The sequence below is a fragment of the Mesorhizobium sp. CA8 genome (assembly GCF_020164955.1).
Lineage (GTDB): Bacteria > Pseudomonadota > Alphaproteobacteria > Rhizobiales > Rhizobiaceae > Mesorhizobium.
This window is the reverse complement of sequence record NZ_JAIUHG010000012.1, coordinates 73,471-86,364: the sequence shown is the minus strand read 5'-3', so window position 1 is coordinate 86,364 and position 12,894 is coordinate 73,471. Positions and strand designations below refer to the sequence as shown.

At 64.5% G+C, this 12,894-nt stretch carries 16 protein-coding genes; all 16 read right to left on the bottom strand.

Annotated elements, in window-relative coordinates:
* Positions 1–40: 40 nt before the first annotated feature.
* On the bottom strand, positions 41–1,111 hold the full coding sequence (locus tag LB553_RS15280) for a flagellin (RefSeq protein ID WP_224514470.1): 1,071 nt from the start codon (positions 1,109–1,111) through the stop codon (positions 41–43).
* A 257-nt stretch (positions 1,112–1,368) separates the two neighbouring features.
* The gene (locus LB553_RS15275) at positions 1,369–2,355 is read right to left on the bottom strand and encodes a flagellin (protein ID WP_224514468.1); all 987 of its coding nucleotides are present in this window, start codon (positions 2,353–2,355) and stop codon (positions 1,369–1,371) included.
* 248 nt (positions 2,356–2,603) lie between these two features.
* The gene (fliP, locus tag LB553_RS15270) at positions 2,604–3,335 is read right to left on the bottom strand and encodes a flagellar type III secretion system pore protein FliP (protein WP_224514466.1); all 732 of its coding nucleotides are present in this window, start codon (positions 3,333–3,335) and stop codon (positions 2,604–2,606) included.
* The gene (fliL, locus tag LB553_RS15265) at positions 3,332–3,826 is read right to left on the bottom strand and encodes a flagellar basal body-associated protein FliL (protein WP_224514464.1); all 495 of its coding nucleotides are present in this window, start codon (positions 3,824–3,826) and stop codon (positions 3,332–3,334) included. Before fliL ends, fliP begins: the two co-directional genes overlap by 4 nt.
* Before the next feature lie 18 nt (positions 3,827–3,844).
* On the bottom strand, positions 3,845–4,549 hold the full coding sequence (gene flgH, locus LB553_RS15260) for a flagellar basal body L-ring protein FlgH (RefSeq protein ID WP_224514461.1): 705 nt from the start codon (positions 4,547–4,549) through the stop codon (positions 3,845–3,847).
* A complete protein-coding gene (locus LB553_RS15255) occupies positions 4,546–5,151 on the bottom strand; it encodes a MotE family protein (protein WP_412033342.1) in 606 nt (201 codons plus the stop codon). Before LB553_RS15255 ends, flgH begins: the two co-directional genes overlap by 4 nt.
* An 8-nt stretch (positions 5,152–5,159) precedes the next feature.
* The gene (locus LB553_RS15250) at positions 5,160–6,248 is read right to left on the bottom strand and encodes a flagellar basal body P-ring protein FlgI (protein ID WP_224514588.1); all 1,089 of its coding nucleotides are present in this window, start codon (positions 6,246–6,248) and stop codon (positions 5,160–5,162) included.
* 149 nt (positions 6,249–6,397) lie between these two features.
* Complete coding sequence (flgA, locus tag LB553_RS15245; protein WP_412033341.1) at positions 6,398–6,922, bottom strand: flagellar basal body P-ring formation chaperone FlgA; 525 nt, start codon at positions 6,920–6,922, stop codon at positions 6,398–6,400.
* Between the two features lie 3 nt (positions 6,923–6,925).
* Complete coding sequence (gene flgG / locus LB553_RS15240) at positions 6,926–7,714, bottom strand: flagellar basal-body rod protein FlgG (protein WP_224514458.1); 789 nt, start codon at positions 7,712–7,714, stop codon at positions 6,926–6,928.
* A gap of 7 nt (positions 7,715–7,721) precedes the next feature.
* Positions 7,722–8,051 (bottom strand): flagellar hook-basal body complex protein FliE, encoded by a 330-nt coding sequence (locus LB553_RS15235; RefSeq protein ID WP_224514457.1) that lies wholly within the window; start codon positions 8,049–8,051, stop codon positions 7,722–7,724.
* Positions 8,051–8,467: a flagellar basal body rod protein FlgC gene (flgC, locus tag LB553_RS15230; protein WP_224514456.1), complete on the bottom strand. Its 417-nt coding sequence runs from the start codon at positions 8,465–8,467 to the stop codon at positions 8,051–8,053. Before flgC ends, LB553_RS15235 begins: the two co-directional genes overlap by 1 nt.
* A 2-nt stretch (positions 8,468–8,469) precedes the next feature.
* Entirely contained in the window at positions 8,470–8,850 is a 381-nt protein-coding gene (gene flgB / locus LB553_RS15225) for a flagellar basal body rod protein FlgB (RefSeq protein ID WP_224514455.1), read from the bottom strand.
* 84 nt (positions 8,851–8,934) lie between these two features.
* Positions 8,935–9,654: a hypothetical protein gene (locus tag LB553_RS15220; protein WP_224514454.1), complete on the bottom strand. Its 720-nt coding sequence runs from the start codon at positions 9,652–9,654 to the stop codon at positions 8,935–8,937.
* Entirely contained in the window at positions 9,635–11,035 is a 1,401-nt protein-coding gene (fliI, locus tag LB553_RS15215; RefSeq protein WP_224514453.1) for a flagellar protein export ATPase FliI, read from the bottom strand. Before fliI ends, LB553_RS15220 begins: the two co-directional genes overlap by 20 nt.
* Positions 11,036–11,039: 4 nt before the next feature.
* The gene (flgF, locus tag LB553_RS15210) at positions 11,040–11,762 is read right to left on the bottom strand and encodes a flagellar basal-body rod protein FlgF (protein WP_224514452.1); all 723 of its coding nucleotides are present in this window, start codon (positions 11,760–11,762) and stop codon (positions 11,040–11,042) included.
* A 7-nt stretch (positions 11,763–11,769) separates the two neighbouring features.
* Positions 11,770–12,891, bottom strand: a complete 1,122-nt coding sequence (locus LB553_RS15205; protein WP_224514451.1) for a DUF1217 domain-containing protein — start codon at positions 12,889–12,891, stop codon at positions 11,770–11,772.
* Between the last annotated feature and the right edge of the window lie 3 nt (positions 12,892–12,894).

Below are 12,894 nucleotides of genomic sequence, written 5' to 3'. Positions count from 1 at the left end.
CCGAGGCGCGGCCCTTCGCGGGTCAATATATTTCTGCCGCTTAGCCGTTCTTGAACAGCGCCAGGATCGACTGCGAGGAGCTGTTGGCGATCGACAGCGACTGGATGCCGAGCTGCTGCTGCACCTGCAGCGCCTGGAGGCGGGTCGATTCCTTGTTCATGTCGGCATCGACGAGCTGGCCGACGCCGCGGTCGATAGAGTCCATCAGGCTCTGCGTGAACGTCTTCTGCAGGTCGATCGAGCTCTTGGCGGCGCCGAGCACGGTGGCGGCGTCAGTAAGCTGACTCATGACGTTGTCGATCTTGGTGACCATCTGCGTGATGATGTCGTCGGTCACGCCCGTTGCCGTGATGTCGAGATTGAAGGCGGAGACGTTGTCGATCTTGACGGGCGTGCCCGACACAGCGCCCTGGCCCGCGGTGTTGGCGGCGATGTCGGTGGCGCCGCCGGCGATCGAGGCCGCGTAAGCGGCATCATATGCGGACTGGTCCGCGGCGGTGGAATAGATCGAAGTCTTGCGATCGAGAATGCCCTGGTTCTTGACGGCCGTCGCGAGGCCGGAATCGAACAGTTTGGTGCTCTCGACATTGATGTCGATGGTGCCGAGCGAAATGGCGCCGGACGAGGAGCGATTGAACGAGGAGACGATCTGGGCGTCGGGCTGGACGCCGTCATTGGCGGCCGCGACCTGCTTGGACGTCACCGAAAGATAATTCGAGCCGGAGAAGGTGGCGGCGTCGGCGAAGGATTTCATCTGCGCCTGCAGCGTGGTGATTTCGGTCTGCGTCTTGGCCTTGTTGGCACCCGATTGGCCGACAGCCGACAAAAGCTTGGTCTTGATCTGGCCGATCGTCGAAAGGACGTTGTTCATGCCGGTATAGGCGGTGTCGACCTTCGAGGCGCCGAGGCCGAGCGCATCCTGCACGGTCGACAGCGCCGAGTTATCGGAGCGCATGGTTGTGGCGATCGACCAGTAAGCGGCGTTGTCGGAGGCCTCGGAGACCCGGTAGCCGGTCGAGATCCGGGCCTGCGTCTGCTCAAGCGATTTGTTGGTGGCGTTGAGGCTTTGAAGTGCAGTCAACGCCGCAGCGTTCGTCATGATGCTCGCCAAGAAACTCACTCCTTCTCAAAGCCGGCATGCCACACAGGCCGGGTCTCGACCTGCCCATCGGTTGCGATCGCGCCGGTCGGGCCGATTCGACAACCTAAGTGATCGGTTAACCATAGCTAGCGCGATATGGTTAATGGCCTGTTAAAAGTGGGCTTCGGAGAGATTAAGGAACGAGGGTTGCGCGAGCCTTGAGCAAATGCAAATCGGGCCGCGCTTTTGGCGCGGCCCGATGCTTTGGTCCGGTCAGTATAGAGCGATCAGCCGCGGAAGAGCGACAGGATCGACTGCGACGAGCCGTTGGCGATCGACAGCGCCTGGACGCCGAGCTGCTGCTGAACCTGCAGCGCCTGGAGGCGGGTCGATTCCTTGTTCATGTCGGCATCGACGAGCTGGCCGACGCCGCGGTCGATGGAGTCCATCAGGCTCGAGGTGAAGGTCTTCTGCAGGTTGATCGAGCTCTTGGCGGCGCCGAGCTTGGTGGCGGCGTTGGTCATGTCCTTCAGCGCGGCGTCGACGACGTTCATCATCGCCTGGATCTGAGTGTCGCTTGCAGCGGTGGTGCCGGAGAAGATCTTCAGGCCGGCGACCGAGTAAGTGTCGGTGGCGGCGGCAGCAGCGCCCAGAGTCGGGGCCGAGGCCGTGGTGACAGCGGCGCCGGTGGTGCCGAGGCGCTCTGTGTCGAGGATGCCCTTCGCGGTCGGGGCAGCGCCCGAGTCATAAAGCTTGATGCTTTCCACGTTGACGTCGATCGTCGAGATCGAAACCGCGCCGGTGGCGCCGCGGTTGAAGGCCGATACGATCTTGACGTCCGCCGCCGTGCCCGAAGCCGTCGAGACCGACAGCATGTTGGTGCCGGAGAAGGTGGCGCCGTCGGCATAGGCCTTCAACTGGTTCTGAAGAGCGGCGATTTCGACCTGGGTCTTTTCCTTGGAAGCATCGGTCTGGCCGTAGGAAGCGGTCAGCTTCTGCTGGATCTGGTTGATGGTCGAGATCGCACTGTCCATGCCGGTGTAGGCGGTATCGACCTTCGAGGCGCCGAGGCCGAGCGCGTCCGAGACGGTGGACATGGCCTGGTTGTCGGAGCGCATCGTGGTGGCGATCGACCAGTAAGCGGCGTTGTCGGAAGCCTGCGAGACGCGATAACCCGTCGAGATGCGGGCCTGGGTGGTGTCGAGGTTCTTCTGGGTGGCGTTCAAGCTCTGCAGCGCGGTCAGCGCCGAGGCATTGGTCATGATACTGGCCATGGTTACTCGTACCTATTTTTTACACGGATTTTTTTTACATACCGGCATGTCCGGTATGACGGTGCGGCATCATGCCAATGACCGCTCAGTTGGGTCACCCGCCATCTGCGAGCGACTATGGCGGGAAGTCCCTACCAAAGACCTAAATCGGACGGTTAATCGAAAATAATGTTGGGAGACTTGCGCGCACCTTCCTCAATCCGTCCAGAGGTGACGCGACACGCCTGCGCGCGGTCCGGCAGGAACGATCAGGTGAAGGATCGCACCAGGCTGCCGACCAGAAGGTTCCAGCCGTCGATCAGTACGAAGAACAGGATCTTGAACGGCAGCGATACCACTGTCGGCGGCAGCATCATCATGCCCATGGCCATGGTGACGGTGGCAACGATCAGATCGATGACGAGGAAGGGCAGGACGATCAGGAAGCCGATCTCGAAGCCGCGCCGGATTTCCGATATCATGAAGGCCGGCACCAGTATGCGCAGGTCGACGGTCTCGCGCGAGACGGTCTGGCCGCGCTCCCGGGCGAGGTCGGCGAAGAGGTCGAAATCCTTGTCGCGCACATTGTGCAGCATGAAGTCGCGGAACGGGCCGGAGATTTTCTCGAACGCCTCGCCCTGCGTGATCTGGTTGTCCATCAGCGGCTTCACGCCGGTGTTCCAGGCCTGGTCGAAAGTCGGCGCCATGACATAGAAGGTCATGAACAGCGACAGCGAGATCAGGATCAGGTTGGCCGGCGTCGATTGCAGGCCGATGCCGGCGCGCAGGATCGAAAAGGCGATGACGAAGCGGGTGAAGCTCGTCACCATGATCAAGAGCCCGGGCGCCACCGAAAGCACGGTGAGCAGGCCGAACATCTGGATCAGGTAGCCGACAGTCGTGCCGTCGGCCTTGCCGATGCCGCCAAGATCGAGCTGCTGGGCCGCCGCGACGGAGGTGGTGACGAGGATGAGCGCCGTGGCTATGAGGAACTTTCTCATTCGAGCAGCATCGTCCTGACGAGAACCTGTTTGACGCGGCCGCCGCTGCGCAGCGCCGCGCGCTCCTCGAGATCGGCCTTGAGATGCTGATAGCCGCTGGCGCCCTCGATCTGGTGCAGCTTGAGGGTGCGCACGAATGCGAGCAGATCCTGATGGACCTGCTCGGCCATCTCCGGCGGCTGGGGAGCATCATAAAGCAGCGACGCCTCGAGCCGGATCCAGACGTCCGACGGCGAGGCGAGATTGGTGGTGATCGGGGCCAGTTGCACCAGCGTCGGTCCGGCGGCGGCCTTGCCGCCCTCGGCGGGTTTTTCGGCGGTGCCGGCGTTTTCCGGCGCCGCGGGCACCGGCGCCGGCGTTTCGCCTTGCTTGAGATAGCCGCCGGAAAGCCAGCCCATGCCGAGCGCCGCGCCCGTCATGACCAACAGCATGGCGAGCTGGATCACCACGGAAGGTCCCTTCTTGGGCTGGACTTGCTCGACATTCGCCACGGCAGCGCTCTCCCGGCCCTAGAAAGGAAGAACCTGGTCGAGGACCTGCTGGCCATAGGCCGGCTGCTGGACCTCGCTCACACGGCCACGGCCGCCATAGGAGATGCGCGCCTCCGCGATGCGCTCGTAGGGGATGGTGTTCTCCGCACCGATGTCGGACGGACGAACCATGCCCGCGATGGTCAGCACCCGAAGCTCATAATTGACGCGAACCTCCTGCGAGCCCCTGATCATCAGATTGCCGTTGGGCAGCACCTCGGTGACGACGGCCGCAACATTGAGCTCCAGGCTCTCCGAGCGTTTGATCTCGCCGTCGGCATTGGTCTCGGTGCTGGAGCTCAGGCCGGCGTCGCCCTTGCCGCTGGTGCTCCTGCCGTCCCATCCGAGCGTGACGTCATAGCCGAGCTTGCGCGCGGCGGTGCGGCTGCGATCGTTCTGGTTCTTGAAATTGGCCTTGTCGTTGAGCTTGATGTTAACGGTCAGGATGTCGCCAGCGCGCAGCGCGCGCGGATCGGTAAAGAGCCGGCTCTGGCGATCGTCCCAAAGCGAGAACTTCTTCGGCCGCGAGGCAGGCGGCTCGGGATAGTTGTAGGGGCCGGAACCGCCTTCACCGATGCCGGAACCGACCGGCGACAGAGCGGGTTCCCGGCCGATCTCCTTGAAATCGGTGCCGCAGCCGGACAGCGCCGCAACCGCGACGAGCACAAAGAATTGCAGCTTCATGACGGATCAACCCTTCGCGCCGCGCTGGCCATGATGCCGGTGAGCGTCGCCGCCGCCTTCTGGTCCATTTCGTTCAGGATCACGCCGGCCTTGCGCGAATCGAGCTTCATCAGGATGGCGGCCGCGAGCTCGGCATTGACCATCGCCAGACGTTCGGCGGCGGCGTCGGGCTTCATGCCGGCATAGATCTTGACGACGCCGTCCTCCGCGCGCGCCAGGAACACTTCGCGACGCTTCAGCCATTCCTCGTACTCGGCCCGCTTCGCCTCCAGCGCCTTCATGCGCTCGTCGATGCCGGCCTGCAGCTGCTTCAATTCCTCGGCCTGAAGAGCGTAGCGGCGGTCGCGGGCGGCATCCGCAATGTTGGAGCAGAAGCGCTGGACCTCGCTTTCGTCGGGCGCCTTCCCGGCCGCGAGCGCGGCCGGCTGCGCCGGCTTCCTCTCGCGCGTGAGTTCGGCCGGCTGGAGCGGGGCCTGCCCGCCAGGCAGAACCTGCCGAACTTCCTCAGCGCGGACGGAAGCACCGCCAACCAGCACGGCCGCTGACGCGGCGGCGATCATTGTGAGGAGGCGACGTGTTTTCGAGGAAAAAAGCGCGATCATCGGCGTGCCTATTGGAGAACCAGGTCGGCCTGCAGGGCACCGGCCGATTTGATGCCTTGCAGGATGGCGATGATGCCGTCGGGCTTCACACCGAGGCGATTGAGGCCGGAGACGAGCGTTTCGAGGTCGGGGCCGTCGAGCACGGCGACGCGCGCGTCAGGCCGGCTCGCTTCGATGGCGGTAAAAGGCTCGACAGCGGTTCGACCCCTGGAGAAGGGTTCCGGCTGGACCACCTTCGGCGCTTCGGTGATGCGCACGGTGAGCGTGCCGTGGCTGATCGCCACGCGTGAGATCCTGACATTGCTGCCGATGACGATGGTGCCGGTGCGCTCGTCGATGACGACGCGGGCAGGGGCATCGGACTCGACGACGAGGTTTTCGATCTCGGCATAGAAACGCGCGGCGGAGACATTTTTCGGTCGCCCGATCTGCACGGTGCGGGCATCGCGCTCGGCGGCGACGCGCATGCCGAAACGCTGCGAGGTATAGTCGTTGATCGCGTCGGCGATGCGGATGGCGGTCGAGAAATCCGGGTTGCGCAATTGCAGCGTCAACACGCCCTGGTCGTCGAACTCGGCCGGCACCGAGCGCTCGACGATGGCGCCGTTCGGCACGCGGCCGGCGGTGGGCACGCCCTGCGTCAGTTGTTCGGCCTGACCCTTGGCGGTGAAACCGCCGACGATCACCGATCCCTGGCCGACGGCATAGATCTCGCCATCCGCCGCCTTCAGCGGCGTCATCACCAGCGTCCCGCCGGCGAGCGAGCTGGCGTCGCCCATCGAGGAGACGTCGATGTCTATGCGAGCGCCCGACTGGACGAAGGGCGGCATGTTGGCGGTGACGATGACGGCGGCCACGTTCTTGGCGCGCGCGCTGCCGCCTTCTGTGGCGATGCCGAGATTCTCCAGCATGGCGCGGATCGACTGTTCGGTGAAGGGCGAGTTGCGCAGGCTGTCGCCGGTTCCGGCAAGGCCGATGACCAGGCCGTAGCCGACGAGCTGGTTGTCGCGCGCGCTCTGCAGCTGCGCGATATCCTTGATGCGCGCGGCGACCTGGCCGGGCGGCAGCGTGCTTGGACCGGTCGAGACCCGGAACATGCGCTGGGTGGTGGCCGGATCATATTCCGGATCGTCGTAGACGCCGCCGTTTTTCTGCGCGAGCTCGCGCTTGGCCTTGGGTGTCAGCCCATCCGCCAATGCCGGTTGAAGGCCGATGGCAGCGCTCAGCAGAAGAACAAAGGCGCGCATCACGAAGCGCCGACCTTGATGGTGCCGTCGGCCATCACCGTGCCCGAGATGATCTTGCCGCTGTCGATGTTGCGGATCTTGATCTGGTCACCGGCCGCACCTGGCTGCAACGTGACGCCGGCCGCCGAAATGGTGAGCGCGCCGGCGGTGAAATAGACCTGCACGGAAGCGCCCTGCTCGACCAGCCAGGCGTCGCGGATGGCGGTGACCGGGATGTAGCGTCCGGGCAAAAGCGTGCGCTTGGCGACCTTGCCCTGAAGCTCCTCCGAGCGCGTTGCCATGCCGTCCGGCTTGTGCTTGCCGGGGATGAGTGTCACCTGCTTGAGCGAGGCCGACTGGATGGCCTCGCCGGGATAGATGACCCGGTTGGGGATCAGCACGGCCTCGCCGACGGGCTGGCCGGCGGCGATCTGGCTTGCCGACTGGCCGGTCGCGTCCTGCGCGAAAGCCGGCGTGCCGGCAGCCACCAGGACGGTGGCCAGCGCGGCGCGACGCAGTGCGGAGGAGATCGGCCGGGCCATCATCCGTTACCTGATGTTCTTGGAGACCACGGAGGCCATGTCGTCGGCGGCCTGGATGACCTTGGAATTCATTTCGTAGGCGCGCTGCGCCGAGATCAGCTCGGTGATTTCCTTCACCGGATCGACGTTGGAGGACTCGAGATAACCCTGCTGGATCGTGGCGAAGCCCGGATCGCCGGGAACGCCGACATTGGCCGGGCCTGAGGCAGCCGTCTCCTGGAAGAGGTTGTCTCCGAGCGGCGCCAGGCCGGCCTCGTTGGCGAAGTTGACGAGCTGAAGCTGGCCGAGCAGTTGCAAATTCGTCTGACCGTCCAGGCGGGCAAAAACCTGGCCGGTCTTGTTGACGATGACTTCGACGGCGTTGGTCGGCACGGTGATGGCGGGGATGACGTTGGCGCCGTCCACGGTCACCAGTTGCCCGGTGGCATTGGTGTTGAAGGCGCCGGCGCGCGTATAGAGGGTGCCGCCGTCGGCGCCCTCGATCTGGAACCAGCCCCTGCCGGTCAAGGCCATGTCGAAACTGTTGCCGGTGCTGGCCAGCTCGCCCTGCGTGTGGACGTTGCGCACTGCCGTCGTCTTGACGCCAAGACCGATCGAGACGCCTTCCGGCACCAGCGAGGTGTTGGAGCGGTTGGGCACGCCTTGCGTGCGGTCGACCTGGTAGAGCAGATCGGAGAATTCGGCCCGCGCCCGCTTGTAGCCGGTGGTGTTGATGTTGGCGATGTTGTTGGCGATGACTTCCAGATTGGTCTGCTGGGCGTTCATGCCGGTGGCGGCGATGGCAAGGGCTTTCATGACGGTCCTAAATGCTCATGCGACTGATTTCGAGATAGGCCGAGACGACCTTGTCGCGGATGGCGATGGTGGTCTGCAACGCCTGTTGGGCGCTCAGCACCGCATCGACGACCTGGCGCGTGTCGGCATCGCCCTTCAGCGCCTGTATCGACATGTGCTCGGCGCCCTGCAGCGTGTTGACGGTTTTCGTCGCCGCCTGGCTGAGGACTTCGGCGAAGCTGCTGCCGACGCTTTCGCTTGCCTGCGTGCCGATGCCACCCTGCAGCAGATTCGGTGAAGCCTGCTCCGCTCCGTCGACCGCCGTCTTGAATTGTATTGCCCCGATACCGCCGATCATTACTGGTTCCTCATCAGGTCGATGGTCATGGAAATGAGATCGCGAGCCTGCTTGATGACCTGCAGGTTGGCTTCATAGGAGCGGTTCGCCTCGCCCATGTCGGCCATTTCGACCAGCGTGTTGACGTTGGGCATCTTGACGTACCCCTTGTCGTCGGCGGCTTCGTTGCCAGGCTGGAATTCGATCGGGAAGTCCGACGGATCGCGGGAGATCGCGCCGACTTCCACCAGCGAGCCGCCCGTTGCACGGTCGACCTCGGACTGGAAGGTGATCGTCTTGCGGCGATAGGGATCGGCGCCCGGCGTGTTGCCGGTCGACTGGGCGTTGGCAAGGTTTTCCGAGACCACGCGCAGGCGCTCCGACTGGGCGCCAAGGCCGGAGGCCGCGACTTTGAGGGCTGCGGTGAGTGCGTCCATGGTCAGCTCTTCACCACCATCGTCATCATCGAATGGAAGGCCTTGACGATCGCCGTGTTGAGCTCGAAGGAGCGGCGGACCTCGCCGGCCTTCATCAGCTCCTGTTCGAGAACCACGGTGTTCTTGGACGGCATGATCGCGCCGTCGGGGTCCTGAGGCTTGACGTTGAATCCGGCATTGGCCGTCTCGGCGCCGAGGTGGCCGGCCTGCGTGGCGGCAAGCGTCACCGCAGTCCGATCGAGGAGCTTTTCGAAGGGCTCGACGTCATTGGCCGTGTAGCCCGGCGTGTTGGCATTGGCGATGTTGGAGGCAATCGCCGACTGGCGCACGGCCAGCCATTGCGACTGCCGCGTGGCGAGATCGAAAAGATTTACGAGTTCCATGGGAATCTCCCGGGCAAGTACGCACAAGACTAGGCGGCCAGTCTTGCGCGGACCTTGCGCGGGGCGGGCTTATGCCCGGCGCGGCTATTTCGAGAGCTGGATCACCTTGTCGGTGCTGGTGACGATCACCCACTTGCCGCCGCGCTGCTCGATCGAGGCGACGCGGCTGGAATCGGGCAGGACAGAGTCGCGCTGGACGAGCCACAGACCGGTATCGTCCTCGATCATGGCGCGGCCATTGGCGACATGCACCATCTTGAATTCCGATACGGCGGCGGGGAAGGGCTGGTCCCCGGGCGGTGGCGCAGGGTCGTCCTCAACCGTTCCGGTAGCAAAGAGGTCGATATCGGCATTGGGAACGTCCTTGGCCGTCAGCGGCCCGCTGCGTTCGGCCACGACGCCGCCGCCCTCGCGTCCGGAGTTGCTGCCACTGCCGCCGAACTTGATGGCCTGAACGCCGAACTGTTCCTGGTTGAAGAAGATGTACCAGGGAAACAGCGCGCAGATCAGGCCGAGCGTGATGCCAAGCGCGGCAATGACGAAATCGCTGCGGCGGTCGGCGCTCTTGTCGGCCAGGCGCGGGAACTGGGGTTTCGGCGGCTCCGGCCACTCGGTGCGGGGGAAAAGGCCGTCGAGCAAGGAATCGCGGCTGGCCTGCGCGACATCGGCGGCCTCGGCGGTGATGCGCGCGGCCCTGTCCTTGGCAGTTCGTGCCGCGTCGGCCTCGGCCCTCTCGGCTGCCTCGGCAAGCATGTCGCGCAACATGCGCTCGGTGTATTGGAGCTCAGTCTCCTTGATCGCCATTCAGCTTCCCCTTGAGATGGCGGGCGAGGTCGGCGAACGGATCTGCCGACGCGCGGTCCCTCGGCGATTGCGTGAGCGCCTCGTAGATCAGCGGCACCTGGCGCACCGCGTTGTCGAGCTCGGCGTCGGCGCCGCTCTGGTAAGCGCCCAGCAGGCGGATGTCGCGCGTGTCCTCGAAGCGTGCGATCATCGATTTCAGCTTTGTCACCAGCATGCGCTGCTCGGCGCTCCAGGCTTTGTCGGCAAGGCGTGAGATCGACGACAGCGGATTGACCGGCGGATAGCGGCCCTGCTCGGCGAGCGCTCGGTCGAGCACGACGTGGCCGTCGAGGATGCCGCGCACCGAATCGGCGACCGGATCATTATGGTCGTCGCCGTCGACCAGCACGGAAATGATGGCGGTGATCGAGCCCTTGCCCTCGGCTCCAGGCCCGGCGCGTTCGAGCAGCTTCGGCAGGTCGGTGAAGACCGAGGCAGGATAGCCGCGCGCGACCGGCGGCTCGCCCGTTCCGGTCGCCACCTCGCGCAGCGCATGCGCGAAGCGGGTGATCGAATCCAGCACCAGCAGCACGCGATGGCCCTGGTCGCGGAAATGCTCGGCCACGCACATGGCGGTGTCGGGCGCGCGCCGGCGCATCATGGCGCTTTCGTCGCTGGTGGCGACGACGGCGACGGTCTTGACCATGCTCTCGGCGCCGATCGTATCCTCGAGGAATTCGCGCACCTCGCGGCCGCGCTCGCCGATCAGCGCCACGACCAACGTATCGAAGGCCGCGGCGCTGGCAAGCATGGCAAGCAGCGTCGACTTGCCGACGCCTGAACCGGCGAAGATGCCGAGCCGTTGGCCGAAGCAAAGCGGGGTGAAGATGTCGATCACCCTGACGCCGGTGAGAAAGCCGGTGCCGACGCGCTGGCGCGCCAGGGCGCCCGGCGTCGCGCAATGCGCGGCGGCATTCGGCCTGATCAAGGGCGGCCCGCCGTCAATGACGCGGGTCAAGGCATCGATGGCGCGCCCGCGCCAGGAGACATGCGGAGTGACCGCGAGCGGGCCGCGGCGGAAGACGGCGTCGCCGATTCCGGCATCGGCGCTGCGTTCGAAAGGCGCGACCACCACCTCGTCGCTGCCGATCTTGACGATCTCGCCGCGTCGCGCGCCGGCCTTGCCGCGCTGCTCGACGATGTCGCCGAGCCGGGCAATTCCAGACAGGCCGCGGACCTTGTAATGCGTCGGCGATATCTCAGCGATGCGGCCACCGCGCGCAAGCAGCGCCTGGGGATCGTCGAACCGCCGCCAGACGCGTTCGAGCGCGGCCAGCCTGTCGGTCCGTTCGGTATCCGGCGGGTACTCGGAAGCGCGCAGCAGGGACGAGCCGGTCGTCATGCGGTCACTTCGAGCCGAGCGTCTTGATCGCGTCGTCGGTGGAGGAATCGGTCTGCCGCATCAGCGCCGCTGTGTTTTCGAAAGCGCGCTGCACCTGGATTAGCCGGGTCATTTCCAACACCGGGTTGACGTTCGATTCTTCCAGAAATCCTTGAGCGATACCGACGTCCGAACGATCGGTGACGGGTTCGGGCGCGCGCGCCGGAATGATGCCCGAATTGCCATAGCGCACGAAATTCTCGCCGGGCTCGAAATTGTAGAGGCCGATGGCGCCGACCAGTTGGTCGTTCTGCCTGAGCGAGCCGTCGGCGCCTGCCTTGGGCGGGCCGTTGCGAGGATCGAGCTGGATCGGAGCGCCGCCGCTGTCCAGCACCGGGTAGCCTTCGATAGACATCAATTCGCCGTTCTCGTTCATCGAGAAGCGGCCGTCGCGCGTCATCACCGTGCCGGCGGGCGTGTCAATGGCGAACCAGGCGTCGCCCTGGACGGCAAAGTCGAACGGGTTGCCAGTTTCGGTCAGCGCGCCATGCGCGCCGGAAAGATAGGTCTTGCCGGAAGAGGCGAAGGAAACCGACTTCGGCCCGGTGCCCGAGACCACGTCCTCGAACTTCACGCCGGTGGCGCGAAAGCCGATGGTCGAGGCGTTGGCGACGTTGTCGGCGATGGTGTCGAGGCGACGCTCGAGCGCGATCTGAGAGGAAAGGGCGACGTAAAGACTGTCCTGCATAATCTTCTCAGAACTTCAACTGCTGCATGGCCATCATCAGGTCGGTGGATATGCCGACACTGGTCGGCTGCGCGAAGAGCACGCTGACCGATGTCACCGCCGCCGAAGTCGGGTGGTTGATCTCGTACATGCTGGTGAAGCGGGTCAGGAATTTGCTGAGCTTGTCGGGGTCGGTGAAGTCCTTGATGTCGAGCTTCTGCTCGAACAGCTGCGCCTGCTTGTCGACGTCGGCGGTGGCGAAGGAATCGGGCAGGCCGAGCGCGGTCCGCGCCACGCTGGCCAAAGCGGTGTCGGCCAGCACGTCGTACCAGCTGGTGATGTCCGGCGCCTTGCGCTGGAAATAGAGCGCCAGCCGCACGCCCTCGTTGGTCTGGCCGGCGTCCTCTTCCAAAGTCTGGCGCAGGTATTTGTCGACGGTCGGCTGCTGCGCCGGCACGTAGGTCGTGGCATTTGCGCCGTACTGCTCGAAGTTGAGGGCCGCAGCCAGCCCGGCATAGGCCTTGTTGGTCTGCTTGTTGGCGACGCTGTCTGGATCGCGCACGCCGCCCCCAAGGACCTGCTTGATCAGGTCCTTGTCTTCGGTCGCGGAGTCGAGACCGAAGGCGGCCAGCGCGTAGGTGTAGAGCCGGTCGTTCGACATCAGGTCGTCGACCGATTTCACCTTGGTGATGTTGGCGAGATAATATGTCGTCTCGCCCTTCACATAGTCCGAATCCGGGTCGAGACCGGCGATCTCAGCCTGCATTGCGTAGTTCTTCGTGACCGGCTGCTGCGCCGGATTGTAGACCGTCGCATCGGCGCCATCCGCCGCGAAGTTGAACGCGCGGACGAATTGGGCGTAGCGCTTGTCGGTCAGCTTGTTGGCGAAGCTGTTGGGATCGGAGACGCCTTCCTTGAGCGCCTTGACCATGAAGGCCTTGGCATAGTCCATGTTCTCCAGCCCGTAAGCCTTCATGGCGTATTTGAACAGGCGGTCGTTTTTGACGAAATCGTCGATCGATTTCACCTTGGTGACGTTGGCCAGATAATATTGGGTGTCGCGATCGACCGTCGGCTGCTGCTCGATGCGGGCGATAGACTTGGGGATGTCTTTGGCGATCAGCTGGTAGCTGAGGTAGGTACTAAGCAAAGG

Excerpts from the sequence above, each read along its gene's own strand:
- LB553_RS15275 (WP_224514468.1), bottom strand. The coding sequence starts at position 2,355 with ATGGCCAGTATCATGACCAATGCCTCGGCGCTGACCGCGCTGCAGAGC.
- fliP (WP_224514466.1), bottom strand. The coding sequence starts at position 3,335 with ATGAGAAAGTTCCTCATAGCCACGGCGCTCATCCTCGTCACCACCTCC.
- flgH (WP_224514461.1), bottom strand. The coding sequence starts at position 4,549 with ATGAAGCTGCAATTCTTTGTGCTCGTCGCGGTTGCGGCGCTGTCCGGC.
- LB553_RS15255 (WP_412033342.1), bottom strand. The coding sequence starts at position 5,151 with ATGATCGCGCTTTTTTCCTCGAAAACACGTCGCCTCCTCACAATGATC.
- LB553_RS15250 (WP_224514588.1), bottom strand. The coding sequence starts at position 6,248 with ATGTTCCGGGTCTCGACCGGTCCAAGCACGCTGCCGCCCGGCCAGGTC.
- flgA (WP_412033341.1), bottom strand. The coding sequence starts at position 6,922 with ATGATGGCCCGGCCGATCTCCTCCGCACTGCGTCGCGCCGCGCTGGCC.
- flgG (WP_224514458.1), bottom strand. The coding sequence starts at position 7,714 with ATGAAAGCCCTTGCCATCGCCGCCACCGGCATGAACGCCCAGCAGACC.
- LB553_RS15235 (WP_224514457.1), bottom strand. The coding sequence starts at position 8,051 with ATGATCGGCGGTATCGGGGCAATACAATTCAAGACGGCGGTCGACGGA.
- flgC (WP_224514456.1), bottom strand. The coding sequence starts at position 8,467 with ATGGACGCACTCACCGCAGCCCTCAAAGTCGCGGCCTCCGGCCTTGGC.
- flgB (WP_224514455.1), bottom strand. The coding sequence starts at position 8,850 with ATGGAACTCGTAAATCTTTTCGATCTCGCCACGCGGCAGTCGCAATGG.
- LB553_RS15220 (WP_224514454.1), bottom strand. The coding sequence starts at position 9,654 with ATGGCGATCAAGGAGACTGAGCTCCAATACACCGAGCGCATGTTGCGC.
- fliI (WP_224514453.1), bottom strand. The coding sequence starts at position 11,035 with ATGACGACCGGCTCGTCCCTGCTGCGCGCTTCCGAGTACCCGCCGGAT.
- flgF (WP_224514452.1), bottom strand. The coding sequence starts at position 11,762 with ATGCAGGACAGTCTTTACGTCGCCCTTTCCTCTCAGATCGCGCTCGAG.